General features: G+C 38.0%; 23 protein-coding genes and 1 riboswitch. Of the genes, 9 read left to right on the top strand and 14 right to left on the bottom strand.

Annotation, left to right across the window (positions count from 1 at the left end; genetic code table 11):
* Positions 1 to 51: 51 nt before the first annotated feature.
* The gene (locus ACYU0V_RS07500; RefSeq protein WP_009390169.1) at positions 52 to 576 is read left to right on the top strand and encodes a protein tyrosine phosphatase family protein; all 525 of its coding nucleotides are present in this window, start codon (positions 52 to 54) and stop codon (positions 574 to 576) included.
* On the opposite strand, the gene ispF is transcribed toward ACYU0V_RS07500, so the two are convergent.
* A complete protein-coding gene (ispF, locus tag ACYU0V_RS07495; protein ID WP_068530955.1) occupies positions 564 to 1055 on the bottom strand; it encodes a 2-C-methyl-D-erythritol 2,4-cyclodiphosphate synthase in 492 nt (163 codons plus the stop codon). The two genes, ACYU0V_RS07500 and ispF, sit on opposite strands and share 13 nt — an antisense overlap.
* A gap of 100 nt (positions 1056 to 1155) precedes the next feature.
* Here ispF and ACYU0V_RS07490 point away from each other — a divergent pair, with 100 nt between their 5' ends.
* Positions 1156 to 1800 (top strand): A1S_1983 family putative colistin resistance protein, encoded by a 645-nt coding sequence (locus ACYU0V_RS07490; RefSeq protein WP_202744382.1) that lies wholly within the window; start codon positions 1156 to 1158, stop codon positions 1798 to 1800.
* 44 nt (positions 1801 to 1844) lie between these two features.
* On the opposite strand, the gene ACYU0V_RS07485 is transcribed toward ACYU0V_RS07490, so the two are convergent.
* From ACYU0V_RS07485 to ACYU0V_RS07475, 3 genes are all read right to left on the bottom strand, one after another.
* A complete protein-coding gene (locus ACYU0V_RS07485) occupies positions 1845 to 3089 on the bottom strand; it encodes a D-amino acid dehydrogenase (RefSeq protein ID WP_032006893.1) in 1245 nt (414 codons plus the stop codon).
* A gap of 175 nt (positions 3090 to 3264) precedes the next feature.
* A riboswitch (glycine riboswitch) is annotated at positions 3265 to 3353 on the bottom strand.
* A gap of 149 nt (positions 3354 to 3502) precedes the next feature.
* On the bottom strand, positions 3503 to 3994 hold the full coding sequence (locus ACYU0V_RS07480; protein ID WP_002115670.1) for a hypothetical protein: 492 nt from the start codon (positions 3992 to 3994) through the stop codon (positions 3503 to 3505).
* Between the two features lie 242 nt (positions 3995 to 4236).
* Positions 4237 to 4680: a BLUF domain-containing protein gene (locus ACYU0V_RS07475; protein WP_005073889.1), complete on the bottom strand. Its 444-nt coding sequence runs from the start codon at positions 4678 to 4680 to the stop codon at positions 4237 to 4239.
* 228 nt (positions 4681 to 4908) lie between these two features.
* Here ACYU0V_RS07475 and ACYU0V_RS07470 point away from each other — a divergent pair, with 228 nt between their 5' ends.
* A complete protein-coding gene (locus tag ACYU0V_RS07470; RefSeq protein ID WP_068530949.1) occupies positions 4909 to 5172 on the top strand; it encodes a hypothetical protein in 264 nt (87 codons plus the stop codon).
* Here ACYU0V_RS07470 and ACYU0V_RS07465 read toward each other — a convergent pair.
* The gene (locus ACYU0V_RS07465) at positions 5167 to 5868 is read right to left on the bottom strand and encodes an alpha/beta fold hydrolase (RefSeq protein ID WP_461849618.1); all 702 of its coding nucleotides are present in this window, start codon (positions 5866 to 5868) and stop codon (positions 5167 to 5169) included. The two genes, ACYU0V_RS07470 and ACYU0V_RS07465, sit on opposite strands and share 6 nt — an antisense overlap.
* A 173-nt stretch (positions 5869 to 6041) precedes the next feature.
* Here ACYU0V_RS07465 and ACYU0V_RS07460 point away from each other — a divergent pair, with 173 nt between their 5' ends.
* Positions 6042 to 6335, top strand: coding sequence for a hypothetical protein (locus ACYU0V_RS07460; RefSeq protein WP_068563099.1), 294 nt, complete (start codon positions 6042 to 6044; stop codon positions 6333 to 6335).
* Between the two features lie 97 nt (positions 6336 to 6432).
* On the opposite strand, the gene fumC is transcribed toward ACYU0V_RS07460, so the two are convergent.
* The gene (gene fumC, locus ACYU0V_RS07455) at positions 6433 to 7827 is read right to left on the bottom strand and encodes a class II fumarate hydratase (RefSeq protein WP_057090033.1); all 1395 of its coding nucleotides are present in this window, start codon (positions 7825 to 7827) and stop codon (positions 6433 to 6435) included.
* A gap of 116 nt (positions 7828 to 7943) precedes the next feature.
* Positions 7944 to 8951 carry a UDP-glucose 4-epimerase GalE gene (gene galE, locus ACYU0V_RS07450; RefSeq protein ID WP_087400766.1) on the bottom strand — a complete coding sequence of 336 codons (1008 nt, stop codon included), beginning with the start codon at positions 8949 to 8951 and terminating at the stop codon, positions 7944 to 7946.
* A 65-nt stretch (positions 8952 to 9016) separates the two neighbouring features.
* Between galE and tusD the strand changes: the two genes are divergently transcribed.
* Genes tusD through ACYU0V_RS07430 form a run of 4 tightly spaced genes read left to right on the top strand, consistent with a single transcriptional unit; the run spans position 9017 to position 10412 of the window.
* Positions 9017 to 9385 carry a sulfurtransferase complex subunit TusD gene (gene tusD, locus ACYU0V_RS07445; RefSeq protein WP_002115623.1) on the top strand — a complete coding sequence of 123 codons (369 nt, stop codon included), beginning with the start codon at positions 9017 to 9019 and terminating at the stop codon, positions 9383 to 9385.
* A gap of 44 nt (positions 9386 to 9429) precedes the next feature.
* A complete protein-coding gene (locus ACYU0V_RS07440) occupies positions 9430 to 9780 on the top strand; it encodes a hypothetical protein (protein WP_017385985.1) in 351 nt (116 codons plus the stop codon).
* A 17-nt stretch (positions 9781 to 9797) separates the two neighbouring features.
* Positions 9798 to 10082: a DsrH like protein gene (locus tag ACYU0V_RS07435; protein WP_069036923.1), complete on the top strand. Its 285-nt coding sequence runs from the start codon at positions 9798 to 9800 to the stop codon at positions 10080 to 10082.
* A gap of 18 nt (positions 10083 to 10100) precedes the next feature.
* On the top strand, positions 10101 to 10412 hold the full coding sequence (locus ACYU0V_RS07430; RefSeq protein WP_199977726.1) for a TusE/DsrC/DsvC family sulfur relay protein: 312 nt from the start codon (positions 10101 to 10103) through the stop codon (positions 10410 to 10412).
* A 2-nt stretch (positions 10413 to 10414) separates the two neighbouring features.
* Here the strand turns inward: ACYU0V_RS07430 and ACYU0V_RS07425 are convergent, their stop codons facing one another.
* Positions 10415 to 11278 carry a DMT family transporter gene (locus ACYU0V_RS07425; protein ID WP_461849614.1) on the bottom strand — a complete coding sequence of 288 codons (864 nt, stop codon included), beginning with the start codon at positions 11276 to 11278 and terminating at the stop codon, positions 10415 to 10417.
* A gap of 123 nt (positions 11279 to 11401) precedes the next feature.
* Between ACYU0V_RS07425 and ACYU0V_RS07420 the strand changes: the two genes are divergently transcribed.
* On the top strand, positions 11402 to 12793 hold the full coding sequence (locus ACYU0V_RS07420; protein ID WP_461849613.1) for an aminotransferase-like domain-containing protein: 1392 nt from the start codon (positions 11402 to 11404) through the stop codon (positions 12791 to 12793).
* A 16-nt stretch (positions 12794 to 12809) separates the two neighbouring features.
* On the opposite strand, the gene ACYU0V_RS07415 is transcribed toward ACYU0V_RS07420, so the two are convergent.
* The 6 genes from ACYU0V_RS07415 to moaA form a co-directional block, all read right to left on the bottom strand.
* Complete coding sequence (locus ACYU0V_RS07415; protein ID WP_032036550.1) at positions 12810 to 13292, bottom strand: winged helix-turn-helix transcriptional regulator; 483 nt, start codon at positions 13290 to 13292, stop codon at positions 12810 to 12812.
* 216 nt (positions 13293 to 13508) lie between these two features.
* Positions 13509 to 14744, bottom strand: a complete 1236-nt coding sequence (locus ACYU0V_RS07410) for a molybdopterin molybdotransferase MoeA (RefSeq protein WP_461849610.1) — start codon at positions 14742 to 14744, stop codon at positions 13509 to 13511.
* The gene (gene moaCB / locus ACYU0V_RS07405) at positions 14744 to 15667 is read right to left on the bottom strand and encodes a bifunctional molybdenum cofactor biosynthesis protein MoaC/MoaB (protein ID WP_000799987.1); all 924 of its coding nucleotides are present in this window, start codon (positions 15665 to 15667) and stop codon (positions 14744 to 14746) included. Before moaCB ends, ACYU0V_RS07410 begins: the two co-directional genes overlap by 1 nt.
* Before the next feature lie 23 nt (positions 15668 to 15690).
* Positions 15691 to 16176 carry a molybdenum cofactor biosynthesis protein MoaE gene (locus ACYU0V_RS07400; protein ID WP_304594389.1) on the bottom strand — a complete coding sequence of 162 codons (486 nt, stop codon included), beginning with the start codon at positions 16174 to 16176 and terminating at the stop codon, positions 15691 to 15693.
* A 3-nt stretch (positions 16177 to 16179) separates the two neighbouring features.
* Positions 16180 to 16434: a MoaD/ThiS family protein gene (locus ACYU0V_RS07395; RefSeq protein ID WP_304594390.1), complete on the bottom strand. Its 255-nt coding sequence runs from the start codon at positions 16432 to 16434 to the stop codon at positions 16180 to 16182.
* Positions 16435 to 17475 (bottom strand): GTP 3',8-cyclase MoaA, encoded by a 1041-nt coding sequence (moaA, locus tag ACYU0V_RS07390; RefSeq protein WP_461849607.1) that lies wholly within the window; start codon positions 17473 to 17475, stop codon positions 16435 to 16437. It abuts the gene before it with no gap.
* Between the last annotated feature and the right edge of the window lie 11 nt (positions 17476 to 17486).

The raw sequence follows: 17486 nt of genomic DNA, 5'->3' as shown, positions 1-17486 counted from the left end.
GTGTATAACATTCTACACAATAAGCTAAGCCTACTCTTGTAGAGTGCGATCATGACAACCCTTGAACAATCATTATCTCAAATTCCCGCATTTTCGATTATTCATGAACATTTATTTAGCTCGGCCCAGCCTTCTGCTGAACAACTAAAATTGATTAAAGAGTTTGGTTGTAGCACAGTCATTAACCTTGCTTTAACTAATGCTTCAAATCATCTTGAAAATGAAGATCGTATTTGTTTAGACCTTGGTTTAAATTATATTCATATTCCAATTGATTGGGAGATGCCTTCTGCTGAACAGTGCTTATTAGTTTTAGATTTGATTGATCATTTAGTGCAAAACGAAATTGTTTGGATACATTGCGCCAAAAATAAACGCGTAAGTTGCCTTATGTATGTCTATAGACAGTTTTATATGAATATAGATATGCCGACTTCTCAGGATTTATTACACGAAATTTGGGAACCTAATGAGACTTGGACTGGACTCATCCATAGTATTACCTTACAGCTACAAGGCCGTAAGGCAACTTTAGAACTTCAACAGTCTTTGCAGCAGGCCGATCACTTGGTGTGATGAGAGACTAAAACAGTCGCTGTAGCCAAAATTCCTTCTTGACGACCGGTAAACCCAAGTTTTTCGGTTGTCGTTGCTTTAATACTAATTTGATTAATATCTACATTTAGAACGTCAGCAATGCTTTGACGCATTTCAAGATTATGCTTAGCTAATTTTGGACGCTCGCAAGCCACCGTAATATCGGCATTATTTAACTGATAACCACGGTCTAAGATCAATTGATAAACATGCTTTAACAATACTCGGCTATCTGCGCCTTTGTATTCTGGGTCAGTATCAGGAAAATGTTGTCCAATATCACCAAGCGCTAAAGCACCTAATAAAGCATCACATAGCGCATGAAGTACAACATCACCGTCAGAGTGCGCTTTCAAACCATGTGTATGTGGAATTTGAATACCCGCCAATGTAACGAAGTTCCCCTCTTCAAAGGCATGTACATCTATTCCTTGTCCAATACGAATCTGAGCAACCATATAAATTATTACCTTCCATAAAAACTTAAGAAATCTTGTATTCAGCCTTTCTGTTTCGCTATAGTACACCTAGCAAAGTAGACTGAAAGTATAAGCGATCATGCTGTCTAATACTGATATGAATCAATTGAAAAGATTAAGTTTTGTCATGACACTGAGTTGTTTATGTTCACCTCTTGTCTTTGCAGAATCAATAGACTGTTCCAATACTGGAACTGAGCTTAAAATCTGCTCAAAAACATTTAGTGAATCAAGAAAGCAACTCAATAATAAATATCTTTCTGCATATTTAGTTACTGATGCCCCCTTACAGCTTTTACAGGATACACAAAAGTTATGGTCTAAACACACTCAGCAATGCAAGAGCAATACATGCATTCAACAACAGTTTGATTTACGTACTGATGACTTAAATTTTTATGCGTCGCTTAAGCAAACGCTTACCCAACATTATCTTAAGTTTGAGAATGGACATATAGCCGCTCAGCCTGTACACATTCAAGTCCATCAACTCGCGAAAGACAAAATCAAGATTGAAGGGATAGCATACCGCAACCCAAATAATCGCAAAGAAACTCAAACGATTTCATTGATGGCGTATAGTTCGCCTGAACAAAAAAGTGAAATTTTAGACAATGAGCACAACTGTAAATATCAGTTTAATTTTCAAAAAGCTTTACTGAAGGTAAAAACTCAGCAAAAAGGCTGTGAACGTTTTAGCGGAATCTACCGCTTATATGACTAACGCTTAAAATAAAAGCCAGTGTTTGAACACTGGCTTTTTACTTTCTACGCTGGATATTTTTGAGCAATATCCTGACCGACTAAAACTGCGGTTGCCGCAGACAAAGTCCAACCTAAATGCCCATGCCCTGTATTATAAAAAACACGAGGTTGTTTAGATTGCTTAACAACAGGCAGCATATTCGGCATCATTGGTCTTAACCCTGCCCAAGGCACCACATGCTCAGTTGAAATATCAAAGTTACGATTAACCCAATTCACTAATGGTTGAATACGATCAGCCCGTATGTCGCGGTTATAGCCATTAAACTCAGCAGTCCCTGCCACACGCAGTCGATCTTTACCTAAACGAGAAGTCACAATTTTTGCACTTTCATCTAGTAAACTCACCCAAGGAGCATTGTTTACACTGTGCTCATCTTTTAATTGCACGGTAATTGAATAACCTTTTACTGGATACACATTTACTCTCTCACCAATCATATCGGCAAGTTGATAGCTCCCTACACCACCACAAACAACAAGTACATCACCTTCAAGCTGAATGTTATCGGACTCAACCAGATAAGGATGCTCAGTACTTGGCTGACAAGTTACGACTACTTTGTCTGCGCTGCACTTAATATCCATAACTTCTAGGCCGAACTTATATTGAACGCCATATTCCTTAGTCTTCTCAGCCAAAGAGGTTGAATATTTATGAATATCACCCGTCGCATCACTTGGTGTGTAATAGCCACCGAAATAGTCACCCGTCAAAGATGGTTCTATTGTTTTCATTTCATCAGGTGAAACCGAATAGCGCTCCAATGTACCTTTGTTCAATACATTATTAACTTGTTTAGCAATTTCGTAGTCAGCCTTACTGTGATACATATGGAGAATTCCACGTTTCTCCAAATCAAACTCAAGCTGCTCTTTTTCAGCTACTTCAAATAAACGCTTACGAGCGAGCAATGCCAAACGGACCGTCTCAATCGTATTCGCCTCATAGTTTTTAATATGTGATAGAAATTCAACTAGCCAACTATACTTATGCAAACTAAATGAAGGATTCAACAATAGCGGAGCATCTTTTTGTCTCATCCATTTAAAGCCTTTAATCACGGTAGCTTTTTGGTTCCATACTTCGGCGTTACAAGCCGATAATTGCCCTCCATTGGCAAATGATGTTTCCATTGCAGGATATAAATGTCGATCAATCACTGTGACTTGATAACCCAGTTGCGATAACTCATAAGCAGAGGTAACCCCTGTGATTCCCGCACCTATCACAATAACATGTGGCATAACAGACTCCTCAGAAATGCAAAACATTTCATCAGTACAGCCCATCTGTCATTGGTACCTGAGAGTTTCGACCCCAACGTTACCTTTTAACGTTTAGATCTTCCCCTTCGGTGAGTTTATAATTTATAAGTTATTGTTTTCCATTCTTATAAATCTAAGCTTCTCTCCAGATTTTTTAATTATTACAGTCCTTTTGCCTGAGAGTTTCCGGGCTTGTTGCTCCTTCGGCGGGTTCTTAATGAACCTCTCTCCCGCAATAATTTTGTATTTATATAAGCAATGTATCTGCCACATTAGAAAAAACGCATTCTTTTCTTGTAAACTTTTGTATAAGCAATCTTAAAAATATAAGCTATTGATTTAATTAACAATAAAAAAGGTGAATTTTTATAAATTCACCTTTTGCACTAAAATTAGAGTTTCCCGTTGAGCACTTGGTCTGAAACCGTACCCTTCCATTGCTCACGCAAGGTTGGTAAGTAGAATTTTTCACCAATAGTGACCAGCTCAGCATCAATCAATGCATGAACTTCGTGCATAAAAATATAATCCAAAGCAACTAAAGAAAGCTGATGATTTTTTTGCGCTGTTTTCTTACGTTTTACCTGTGCTTGTTTCACTAGCTCATTTGCAAAGTTTTTATCTTTATAAGCAGTGATTGCATTTAAACGAAGCTCAATCACACCCCATCCCGCTAATAGCTTTTTAAAGACTTCAAAATCTTTTGAGGTTGATTCCCACGTTACGTTTTCTAAATCATTATCTTCAGGTAAAACTGGTAATAATAAATCCGCTGTACTTGGGAAAATCTTTTTAAGATTTAACAGAAACTTAACCGGCTGATCACTAGGATAATCATTAAATTGCACGTGTTGTTGGGTATCTGTCAAATAAATAGAGAGCATTCAAAAATCCTTAACTAAGCAGCTGTTTTTAATAATTTTATCTCTAACTTTGCGAAATAAATGCAAAACAAAAAACAATATAAAAACAGGACAAGGTGGGCATTTTAACAATTATGACGGCTTATTCAACGCCAATTCGCCATTAATTAGTGAAAGTTTCAACCTTCGTGATAAAAAGCTCTCCGAAGAGAGCTTAATTTTACATAGGATAATTAAAAATCTACTGCAATTCCTGATTTTGATTAACCTTGATATTGATCAACTTTATGGTTTGGTTGATCTACAAGCAATTCAATAAAAGATGGAATAGATGTAGTGTTAAGCAGATAAGGATTAAACTCATCAACATGATGATGATGAAAGAATTCTTTTATTTTCGTGTTAATGGGAGCAAATTTCATACTCCAATGTTTAAATAGACGTTGTTCGGATGGTTCTGAAAAGATGATTTCACAGTTCTGGTGTCTCGAATCTTTCAAAATTAATTTATAAAATAGCGATTCGACTTGTTCTTTCTCACCTTCTAAATATTGTAAGAAGTATCCATTACCATAGTAAAGTACTCCTGTAATATCATTATGAGAGTTGAATTTGACTGCTTCAGTGAGAATATCAATTAAATCTTGTTTTATTTGACTATGTTCACTATTGGTTTTACTTGCATACATAAAGCCTATTAAACTCATAGCGATACTCGAAGATAGATTTCACTGTACATTCTGACATTTGCACATATTTCTTACAATGTAACCTAATTAAAACCTTGTATTTCAAAAGTAAAGATTATTTTCTTTTTGAAAATGACAAACTTTAACAACCCGAAATCTTTTGTAAATTAATGCCAACTTAACAAGTTAATCAGACACTATTAATTTTAGTACAATTGAAAATTGTTTTTAATGCGTGGATGTCTAATGGAGAATCATGAAGTTATTCTTCAAGATGAACATCGTAAACAGTTTAAAATTGTCAAAGTTCAAGATGTTCGTTTTGATAAGAATACCCTTAACAATAGCTATCAATGGTTATGGATATTTGATCATAGTTCGGAGTTTTTCCCATTTGAGTTATGGGATGAGCTTGATCATGCAACTGTTCATCAAAAAATCAAACTTGGTAATCAAGTTTTCAAGATTATCAAGATTCTGACGAAGAAAACGAAAGTTAGGCCCTCATGAAAGATAACTACTTAACCAAGTTAAAATCACTGAAACCAATGCTTTCGGCTGTTCAATCGGAATCATATGGCCCGTATTTTTAATTATCTCAAGCTTTGCATGTGGTAATTGATCTAATAATTCTATGGCTTCTTCCTTGGAGCGGAGCTGGTCCTCAGCACCAGAAATAATTAAAGTTGGACATGCGATCTTACTCATATCATAAGAGCTTCTATCTAACATCGATTGTTTAACAAACTCTTCATAACCCAAAGTTTTTCCCATTTCTTGGATTCTTTTTACAAGAGCACGATTCTGCACATTTGATGGATGAAGTATTTTTTCAATTGATATTGAGCTTAGCCCATGGAAAGTTTTCTCAGAATTAAGTTTAATTGCGGTTAACTTTTGATTTTTCTGCTCTTCTGTATCTGAACGTAATGAAGAGGCTATTAAAACAAGCGCCTTAACTTTTTCAGGAAATTGCTCCACTATAGATCTAGCGATATATCCTCCAAGTGAGAATCCTATCAATACAAAGCTCTCAGGCGCATTTTTAGCAATATTCTGAGCAATCTCTTTTATTGTTTGCCCTTCTTTTAAAGTAGCTCGAGATATATTCCACTCTTTAGGCACCTCATTTATGACTTCATTCCACAGTGATTCATCAAGCATATAACCAGGAACTAAAACAACTGAAAGTGTCTTTTGATTCATAAGTTTTTAAAACCTTAACAGTAGAACATAGCTAACATCTGTATATGCTAATAAAAAATCGATAAGTTGAATATTGAACTATAAAAATAAAATCACTATATAAATTAAACAGAAGTAACTGTGGAAGCACGCCAGACTAAAACATTCCCTTTTTACGCTTGAAGGAGGTACACATGAAAGTTAGAGCATCACGTACGTATTCCGCTTCAGCAAATAATTATTTTATTTCCAAGGAATATGATTGTACTGTTATTCCTGTAAAAGGAATGTGTTTTATAGATTCTGGTTTAACTGAGAGTGGAGTGATTGAACCAGTAGAGATTATTGAAGTGACTATAGAACCAGAATCCAACTCGTATCATGTTCTTTTAGCACGCGATACACATGACTACGAAAAAGAAGAGCTAAAAAAGAAGTTTGAAGCTATGAAATCTCATGGCTGGGAATACATAGACGGCTTACTTTGAGATATTCCTATCTCAAGGTATACGATAAATTCGGAAATATAAAAGCCCTCATTTGAGGGCTTTTATATAAATATTAACACTTACATTATTTTAGTGATTATTTACTATTTGGAGAAACCATTTTTTCAGGTTTAACGACTTCGTCAAATTGCTCTGCTGTAACTAAACCAAGCTCAACAGCTACCTGCTTCAAAGTTTTATTTTCTTTATAAGCAGTCTTTGCAACTTTTGCAGAATTTTCATAGCCGATTACCGGATTTAGAGCTGTAACCAGCATCAGAGAATTATGCAAGAAGTGATCAATCTTGTCGCGATTAGGCTCAATTCCTACTGCACAATGGTCATTAAAGCTATTACACGCATCACCAAGCAATTGAATAGACTGCAATAAGTTATAAGCAATCACTGGCATAAAGACGTTTAATTCGAAGTTACCTGAAGCACCTGCTACGTTAATGGTCGTATCATTTCCAAGCACTTGCGCAACAACCATGGTCATTGCTTCACTTTGTGTTGGGTTTACTTTCCCAGGCATAATGCTTGAACCAGGCTCATTTTCTGGAATCCGGATTTCACCAAAACCACAACGAGGTCCACTTGCCAGCCAACGAATATCATTCGCGATTTTGTTTAAGCTTACAGCCAAAGTTTTTAATGCACCTGATGCAAAAACAGCGGCGTCCCGTCCTGCTAGAGCTTCAAATTTATTGGGTGCAGTTACAAAAGGTAAACCTGTAAGTAGTGCAAGCTGAGTTGCTGCTTTTACTGCATAGTCGGGATGTGCATTTAATCCTGTACCTACCGCTGTACCACCTAATGGCAACTCATATAAACCACTTAAAGCTTGTTGTAGTCGAACCAATCCATGCTCAAGCTGTGATACATAGCCACTAAATTCTTGACCTAAGGTTAATGGAGTAGCATCTTGCAAATGGGTACGGCCAATTTTGACAATATCCTGAAACTCATCTGACTTTTTTTGCAAAGTCGCTTTGAGCTGCTCTACAGCAGGGATGAGTAATTCATTAATTTGCAAACTTGCTGCCACGTGAATGGCCGTTGGAAAGGAGTCGTTTGTTGATTGAGCACGATTAACGTGATCATTTGGATGTACTGGTTTTTGAGCACCTAAGGCTTGCCCTAATTTCTGGTTTGCAATATTGGCAATCACTTCATTGCAGTTCATGTTACTTTGCGTACCAGAACCTGTTTGCCAGACAACTAAAGGAAATTGGGAGTCCCACTTGCCATCAATGACCTCTTCAGCAGCACCCACAATATATTGACTCAAATCTTGTGGTAGTTGTTCAAGTTCAGCATTGGTTATTGCAGCAGCCTTTTTTACCAAACCCATCGCTCGAATCATGGCACGGGGTAATCGTTCCTGCCCGATTTTAAAGTTCTGTAAGCTGCGTTGAGTCTGTGCCCCCCACAATGCTTCATTTGGAACTTCAATCTCACCCATAGTGTCATGTTCAATTCGTGTTTGCATAGAAACCTCGGTTATCTCAATAAAGAACTCACGGGCTGAAGCAAGTGTTTGCTCTGGCTAGTTAATTTTGAATATCGTACTCAAGCATACCAGTATTGTAAATAAGAATCATTATCTTATCTTCCATTTAAAGTATTTTGATAGAAGCGCCATTCATCTTCGATCATTTGTTTTAATGGGCGCTTCGGTGTCCATTGCAATAAGGTTTTTGCTTTCTCAATATTAGCGCCAACTTGATCTAACTCGACATGTTTATAAATTGCTGATTGTGTAGGAACTTCAGCTTTAGTAACTTGTGAAATTTCATCGAGTAATTGACGAATTGAATGAACTTGGTCATGTGCAATATTAAATGCTTCACAACAATGCGTTTGTTCACGCAGCCAATGTAAGCTCGCAATGACAGCTTCACATAAATCTAAAACATGTAAAAAACTACGTTCAGTCGTATGATCTGACGTTTCAGCTTGATCTTGTAATTCAATTAAATCACGTTGCATTGCTGCGACTTGCATCGCAAGCGGAACAATATTTTTAGGGAGCTGAGCGACATACTCTCCGAGTACCCCATGTTCAAATGCACCTACGATATTAGACAATCGTAAGATCGTAATTTTCCACTCATGGTCAATTTTATAAGTATCACGGATAATTTCTTCAATCATCTGTTGAGACTTAATGTAGGGATTAGGATAAGCATAATTAAATTCTTCTGTCTCACTCAATTGCAAGCCAGATTTCCCATAAGCTGCAAGGCTAGACAGATGAATGAAGTGACGAACACCCGTACGTTGCATGGCACGAAGCAAGCTCATGATACAACTAACATTATCATTATAATATTCAAGAGGTTTAAGGTTAGATTCTTCAATTGATTTGAATCCGGCAGTATGAATAACTGCATCAATTGAATATTGCTCAAACACCTTATTTAGCGCTGGTGTATTACGTACATCAAGTTTGACAAATGGAACATACATACCAGAAATAAACTCTAGTCGCTCCAAAGTTTGCAAGGTTGAATTAGCCAAATTATCGACGATTACCACCTCTTGCCCTTGAGCCATTAGACTCAACGCAATGTGTGAACCGATAAAGCCTAAACCACCTGTCACTAAAATCATTGTATACTTACCTTTCTCTTAATGTATCTACGCCCATTTAGACGTATGACCATAGTGAATTCTCAATGAGTACATTACTACTAATTACCTCTGCTCCTACTTCCATTCATGCTTGGCATGCGTTAGGACTTGCTCAGGCACTCAAAAGTAAAAATGAAGACTTCCGTGTATTCTTTTACCAAGATGGCGTGCAGGTTGCTAATGATTTTCAATGGGTTCCTGACGACCAGCGTAATTTAACGCATGAATGGCAAAAGCTTGCAATTCGTCTTCCTGTTTGTGTGAGTGCTGCCCTCGCTCGTGGTATTACAGATGCAGAAAATGCCAGTCGTCATCACCTTACTCATCACAACCTTGCCAAAGACTTTGAACTTGTCGGGTTAGGTGAACTTGCTGATGCAGTACAGTCAGCATCTCGTCTTATTCAATTTTAAGTTACTTTGTTTGCTTAGATTGTTGCTTTTAAAAGGTATATTGTGTGAAATCTGTACTCGTCATTTTAAGCCAAGCCAATTTAACCAGTCTTCAAATCAATGAAAGCCTTTCTGCTACTATGGTTTTAGCAACCTTTGGCTCACCAGTCAAAGTATTATTGAAAGATGCAGCTCTTAGTCTTTTGCAAAATGATTTAAGCTTTGATCAGTTTCGTCAGGCTTTCAAAGTGGCCTCAAATATGGTCGAAAGTTTTGAGTTCTACGACTTGAGCCCAATTCTGATTGAAAGTAAAAATCAGCAGCATCCTCTTGTACAAAAAACCGAACAAGAGATTGAATTCGTTCAGTTGAATGCTGAGTTCATTCAATCTTTTGATCATGTTCTATATTGGTAGATAAAGGTGTAAGTTTAATGAATCCGTCAACACTTTATCTTGTGCAATCTTCTTACCATGCTACACCTAAGATTATTGATGAATTAAGTCATCTTTTTCAGATAGGTGATCAAGTTGTTTTTATGGGTGATTCAGTTGCACACATTTCTACTGAAATGATTCAACCATTTGAATCTGTTTCGTGCTTAAGCATCGAGAAAGACTTACTTGATACAGATACTTTATCTCAGGTGAAGGTATTAGATTATGATCAATTTGCTGATCTGGTTTTAACGTTTAATCGCTGTATTTCTCTTAAATAATATATTTAGGCTGGTTTCATGAATTTAGAATTAGACCAAGATGGTCATTTGGTTGATTACACAATCTGGAATCCTGAAGTTGCGCAAGAGCTTGCCAAGTCACTTGATCTTGAACTCACCGATTGGCATTTCGAAGTTTTAGGTGCTGTGCGTCAGTTTTATCAACAGTTTGGGCACTCTCCAGCAACTCGCCCGCTCATTAAATTTTTAATGAAAACGGTAAGTCCAGAGATTAATAATGCTGTTTTACAGCAACAATTTAATACTGGTTTAGTTGCTCGTCATTTAAGTCGTTTAGCTGGAATCCCTAAACCAGCAAATTGTTTATAAAATTAAGTAAATTTCTTGGCAGCAGCGACGCATAAAATTGTTGCTGCTGTAACCACCAACATTGACCAACTTACTTGTTCGTGTAACAAGACCGCAGCAATACCTAATCCCATTAAAGGTTGCAAGAGTTGTAGTTGGCTAATCGCAGCAATTCCTCCTTGCGCAAGCCCTTTGTACCAAAAGAAGAAACCAATCAGCATACTAAATAAAGACACATAAATAAGACCTACTAAAGCTGATGTAGATATGTTCTGAAATGAAGCTGGCATATAGAAAATAGTCAAAAATAGCATAAAAGGTAGTGACAAAATAAGCGCCCAACAAATGACCTGCCATCCACCAATTTTTTTTGAAAGTACACCGCCTTCTGCATAGCCAAAGCCACAAAAAATGATCGCCATCAACATATAAAAGTCTCCTATCCCAAGTGAGGTATCACCAGAAATCAAAAACATATAAGTGAAGACAACCGCACTCCCTAAGACTGCAAATATCCAGAAAAATTGATTCGGTTTTTCACCGCCTCTCAACACAGCAAATATTGCAGTTGCGAGAGGTAAAAGGCTAACAAAAACGATTGAATGAGCCGCATTCATGTATTGCAGAGCAAGCGCTGTAAATAGAGGAAAACCTATCACCACGCCTAAAGAAACGATGGCAAGAGGCCACCAATCTTGCTTGGCTGGTTTTTTTTGTTTTAAAACCAAAATAAGAATAAGGCCTAAAATACCTGCAATTGCCGCACGTGCCGCAGTTAGAAAACCCGGTTCGAACCCCATTACGGCTACGCGTGTTGCTGGTAGTGATCCCGCAAAAATAGCCACGCCAATAAAACCATTCACCCAGCCATTCATAAACCTATTCATAATTTTCTCCGTCACTATACGAAGAATTTAAGCTGTGCTAAGGTGAATAAACCAGATACAAAGCAGTACAATTTAAAAGAACTGTAATGTATTAATAACCAGTACAGTTCGGATTATAAGTCAATGAACCAGAACAAAACCAAAATTGAAATTGTCATTTCAGAGATTGAACAGCAAATAAAAAATCGGTCTTTAATGCCTGGAGCACGCTTACCCTCCGTTCGCAAATTAGCGAATGATCTTGGCTTTTCGGTTTCAACCATCGTAGAAGCCTATGAAAGATTAATTGCTCTAGGCAAAATCGAATCAAGAACTGGATCTGGTTTTTATATTGTTGGTCCGCTTGCCCCTCTTTCTTTAAGCGAATTAGGTCCTAAATTAGATCGCTCAGTCGATCCATTATGGATTTCACGCCAATCTTTGGAGGCGAAAGCAGATGTTTTTAAGCCCGGTTGCGGTTGGTTACCCGATGACTGGATGCCATTAGATAGTATTCGTAAAGCATTAAGGTCGGCTGCAAGAAGCCCAGATGATTGTTTGATGGGTTATTCAACGCCATTAGGATTACCCGCTCTACGTGACTTACTGGCAAGACGCGCTCAAGCAAAAGGTATCAATGCAAATCTTAATCAAGTACTTTTAACAGACTCTGGAACTCAAGCAATTGATTTAGTATGCCGATTTTTACTAAAGCCTGATGATGTCGTTCTCATTGATGATCCTTGTTATTTTAACTTTCATGCATTACTTAAAGTTCATCAAGTCAAAGTTATTGGTATTCCCTACACACCAACAGGTCCTGACTTAGAGGCATTTAAAGAAGCAATTGAGACTTATAATCCACGGCTTTATATCACCAACTCAGGAATTCATAATCCAACTGGTGCAGTACTTTCTCTTTCTACGGCGCATCAATTATTAAAACTTATTGAACAATCAAATTTGATTGTTGTTGAGGATGATATTTTCTCAGATTTTGAATATAGCCCTGCTCCTCGGCTTGCTGCTTTGGATAATCTTTCACGTGTAATCTTTATTGGAAGTTTTTCTAAGACTTTATCGGCATCTATTCGTTGTGGTTATATCATTGCTAAACCAGAATGGATTGATCAGCTCACCGACCTGAAAATTGCCACAAGCTTTTCTCACAATGGCGTATCAGCTGAAGTTTTATTAAGTGCTTTAACAGATGGTTCTTATCGTAAACATATAGAATTATTAAAGGTTCGATTAGCAAAAGCGATGCACGATACCATTACTCAGTTAGAACCTTTGGGTATAAAACCATGGATTAAGCCTCAAGCTGGAATTTTTGTTTGGTGTCATTTGCCAAAGGAAGTTGAAGCTTCAGAAATTGCAAAATATTGTATTAATCATCAGGTTATTCTTGCGCCAGGAAACGCGTTTAGCCAAGCTTCCAATGCTGGCCAATTCATCCGCTTTAATGTAACCCAGTCAAATCATGACCACATCTATAAGACTCTAGCTGATGCGATTCAACAAGAGTCTTTATAATTGGTAGTAAAAGAAATTAAGCTTGTTTCTGTTGTTGCTGTATATATGCAAAATAACCCGGCCCAGCTGAAACCTGAACTTGTTTTGCGTGTAAAGGTTCACGGCAAACCGAACATACCATCACTGGTTCAAATTTATGGCCACATGTTTTATGACGATATTCTAAAGGTTTGCCTAAGCCTTGATCCATCCATTTGTCTGCCCAATTCGCCATAGACAAAATAATTGGATAAAGTTCAAAACCTTTATCAGTCAATTTATATTCAAAGCGTTCCTGACGATCAAAATAAGGAGATTTGACTAAAATTTCATATTCAACCAACCGCTTTAAACGATCCGAAAGGACATGACGAGTGACACCTAATGACTTTTGAAAATCGTCAAAACGGCGTATTCCCATAAAAGCATTACGTAATATTAGCATCGTCCATCGATCGCCAATCACTGATAGCATACGAGCAACCGAACAAGGTTGATCACCGATGTCGTCCCATTTCATCTTTATGCGTTCCTCGATATTTCCTAGCCTAATGGCCCTATTGTTTATACCCTAAACCACTTAGCACGATTTATGCAAGATTCATTATAAAAATAACTTCTTATCAAGCTTATGAAAGAATTTTCATTATAAAAAATTAAAAGTTATTATTTAAAATTGCTTAATAAATATAACTCACTCAATTATATAATGAGTTATATTTATCATTACTGGTTATTAATTTGAAATAAATACGCCCTTCAAAATATGACCTGCTTCTAGTTTCACACTTGCCGGAATTCGCACCAGACAATTGGCCTGCATTAAATTACTGAGCATGTGTGATTGCTGTTTTGCCAAACTTTTAACTTTGAGTTGTCCATTGTCAAAACAGGCATGCATTCTTAGAAAACGCTCGCGTGCATCTTCTTTTAAATCGTGATCTAAAATTGCACTAAACCACACTAGGCCAGCTTGGTTTCCCTGCAAAGTGTCAAGCAATGCTTTACCGTAAACCTGCATAGACACATAGACCGCAGCAGGATTACCAGGCAACCCCAGTAAATAACAGTGGTGATCTGATTCAGGCTGAGAATATTCAGCAAAAAAGAGTGGCTTACCCGGCTTTTGTTTTACTTTCCAAAAGATCTGTTCAAAACCAACTTCAAAAGCGCATGGCCGAACAAAATCATAGTCGCCTACAGAGACTCCACCTGTGGTTATGATGACATCATGTGTATCTTTTAATTGGTCGAAATATTGTGTGACCTGTGCTGCCTCATCTGCCACATGAATGAGTTCAACATCTAAACCATAATCTTCAAACCAAGCTTTTAGTAATGGTCCATTTACATCAAAGATTTTACCTTCAGCTAGATCTTCTGCTTTTTGGGCAACTTCATCACCCGTGACTAAAACAGCGACTTTCGGCGCACGGTAAACGTCAACCGTTTGTACACCCGCCATACTTAAGGCAGCCAAGCTTCCAATATTTAAAAACTGTCCAACTTGGGCAAGCAACTGCCCGTTCTGGATTTCTTCGCCAGTAAAACGGATATCAGCTTGAGGGCGTATATGCTCCATTAACGAAATTTCTTGAGGCGAAACAACCGATACGATTTCTTGCCGAGCTACGTGCGTTGTGCCTTCAGGAATTTTACCGCCCGTAAATATACGAATTGCTTGACCTTCACTCAAAATGTCATGACTTTCGCTTCCAGCACGAATCTCGCCAGTAACCTGAAACTTTTGATTATTTAAATCTTCGGCATGACAACAAAGTGCGTAACCATCTACAGCACTTTGAGAGAAACTTGGTAAATTAATTTCTGAATAAATTTCCTTAGCAAGATATCTACTTAGGCTATTTTGAAGAGGTTGCTGAATCGAACCTAATTTTTTAGGTCGGTTACTAATCAGTTCAATTGCTTCATCTACGCTAATCAATCCACGTTCTGCACCACAACCAGTCATTACTCATAGCCTCCCGGATGTGGTAGATCACGGCAAACATCAAAAATATGGACTAAGGCAGGTAAAATAGCAGCCATTGATTCGCTTGCTCCACCACGGCTTCCCGGTAAAGTCACCACTAAAGAGCGATCAATAAATCCAGCTACTCCACGCGACATTGCAGCGTATGGCGTGCGTTTTTGTCCAAATGAACGAGCAGCTTCCATTAAGCCATCTAGCTTTCGTTCTAAAAGTGGTTCTAGCGTATCAACCGTAATGTCACGCTTACCAATTCCTGTTCCACCAACCGTCATAATGCAAGCATATGATTTGCTCAACTCAAGCACTAAGTTTTTTAAAGTATCCGCTTCATCTGGCAAAATTTGGTAATGAATTGGATCGAATCCTGCCTCTGTTAAAGTTTCAACCACAGATTTTCCGGCAGTATCGGGCTTTCTACCCGCTGCTACGGTGTCTGACAACACAATAACCGCAGCCGAAACAGGCTGACGAAGAACTCGCTTAAAGTGTGATTTACCGCCTTTTTTCTTAAGCAATTTACATTGGTCCATCCAGAGTTCTTCTGGTTCACAATGTGGTTTTAACATATCGTAAATGGTTAAACCTGCGAGACTGGCAGCCGTTAAGGCCTCCATCTCTACGCCAGTTGGACCAATGGTTTCAACTACGGCAACGATCTTTACAAAATCATGTTCTAGTTCATATTCAACATCTGCCCGATAAATCGGCAGTGGATGACACAAAGGAATCAGCTCATCAGTACGTTTTGCTGCCAAAATTCCTGCAACACGTGCGGTTTTTAATGCATCACCTTTTTCCGTATTCCCTTGTCTTAATAATTCAATACAGTGCGGTGGCGCATATAAAATAGCTTGTGCTTCAGCAACACGATAACTTTCCGGCTTCATTCCTACATTTTTCATTATTTATCCTAGTCTTACTTATTTCAGTGTGAGTGTTCATGGCCGGCATGATGGTGATGCTTGTGTTCGTGCGGTACATCCTTACGAATACAGCAGCCCTCTACATAATGACTCGTGCCATCTGTAAAGAACTCTTCTTTAAAAACAGGCACTTCATGTTTTACCCGCTCAACTGCTTCTTCGCATGCTTGAAAAGCTTCACGGCGGTGGGCTGCATAAGCAATTGCAATAATGGCTGTTTCACCGACATCTAGATGCCCAATCCGATGAACCACTCGCACATAAGATACCTGATACTTTTTCTCAATTTCCAGTTCAATTTCACGTATCATTTTTTCAGAAAGCGGTTTATACGAGGTATATTTTAGTGCTTTAACAGCTTTACCTTCATGATGGTTACGAACCGTACCCATAAAAATATCGATACCACCACATTCTGGAAAAGATTGAATCGGATCAAAGATATCTAGGCTTAAAGCCTGCTCTTGAATACGTGCAAAATCTCGCATGACTTACCCTCCTGCAACTGGTGATAATAAAACCAAAGTACACGGCTCACTTAAGGCAGATTGTCTGGTTATAACGTTATCCTCTATCGCACATGCACATTTTTCCATGGCCTGTGTGCATTCCGGATGTAAAGTCACAATTTGATCTAAGACATCTTTCACTAGAATATTGGCAGGACAAACGATCGAAAGATTTTGGGGAAGCAATTTTTCAATTGCACCGAATGATTCGATTTTAATTTGGATAGATTGCTGCATTTATCCCCCAAGCATATGCATACTGATTTTACGGGTTTGTTGATGTTGTAAGGCATGAAAGCCTTTTGCTTTGTGCCAAATATACGGCATAACTTGATCTTTTAATTGCTGACTATGCAGAACATGATCGGTTGGGTTATGTGCGCGTAATAATGCTTGAAGCTGCGGCTTAATATTTAAACCCTGCTGCGCAAATAGACAGTTATATAGCTCACCTTGTGCCGTTAGTCGTATGCGGTCACATTGGTGGCAAAATGAATGAGTAATGGTCGAAATGATGCCTAGAGTGTAGCTATTATTAAGTAGATATTGACGCGCTGGCTCATGTTGTTGCTCGATGACTTGTACCGAATAATGCGGTTGTAATGTCTGTAAAATTTCTGCTTCACTCACCACATCTTTATTTGACCAGAGTGCATCACCATCAAGCGGCATAAACTCAATAAAGCGTAACGGAATCTGATTAGCGATTGACCATCTCACCATAGGTAGGATTTGATCGTCATTTTTATTTTTCATTAACACACAGTTAATTTTAAAGGGTAGCCCTACATCTTTGGCAGCTTGAATACCCTCAAGAACTGGTTCTAACTTTTTCTTGGTGAGTTCTTTAAATTGAACTGGATCTAGGCTATCTAGACTAATATTTAAGTCGTCTAAACCAGCATCTTTTAATTGCTTAGCGTACTTTGCAAGGTAATGTCCATTAGTGGTCATTGAAATACGTTTTAAACCTAATGCTTTTAAGGCTTGTAAATCACGAACGAAATGGACAATTCCTTGACGCATTAATGGTTCCCCACCCGTAATACGGATGCTTTCAATACCTTGTTGCACCATAAAACTGCAAAACTGAAAGAGCGCCTCAAAACTAAGCAAATCTTGTTTATTTAGCCATTCAGGATGTTCAGGCATGCAATACACACACTTAAAATTACAGCGATCAGTTACTGAAATACGTAACTTTCGCTTGATACGCCCATATTGATCTTGCAAAAGCATTGGCGCAGTTTCAGAGTGATATTTTTTCATTATTTGCACTCATATCGAGA

Source organism: Acinetobacter sp. X9, from assembly GCF_054889255.1.
Note: the sequence above shows the minus strand (reverse complement) of the source record. Positions and strands in the feature narration are given on the sequence as shown.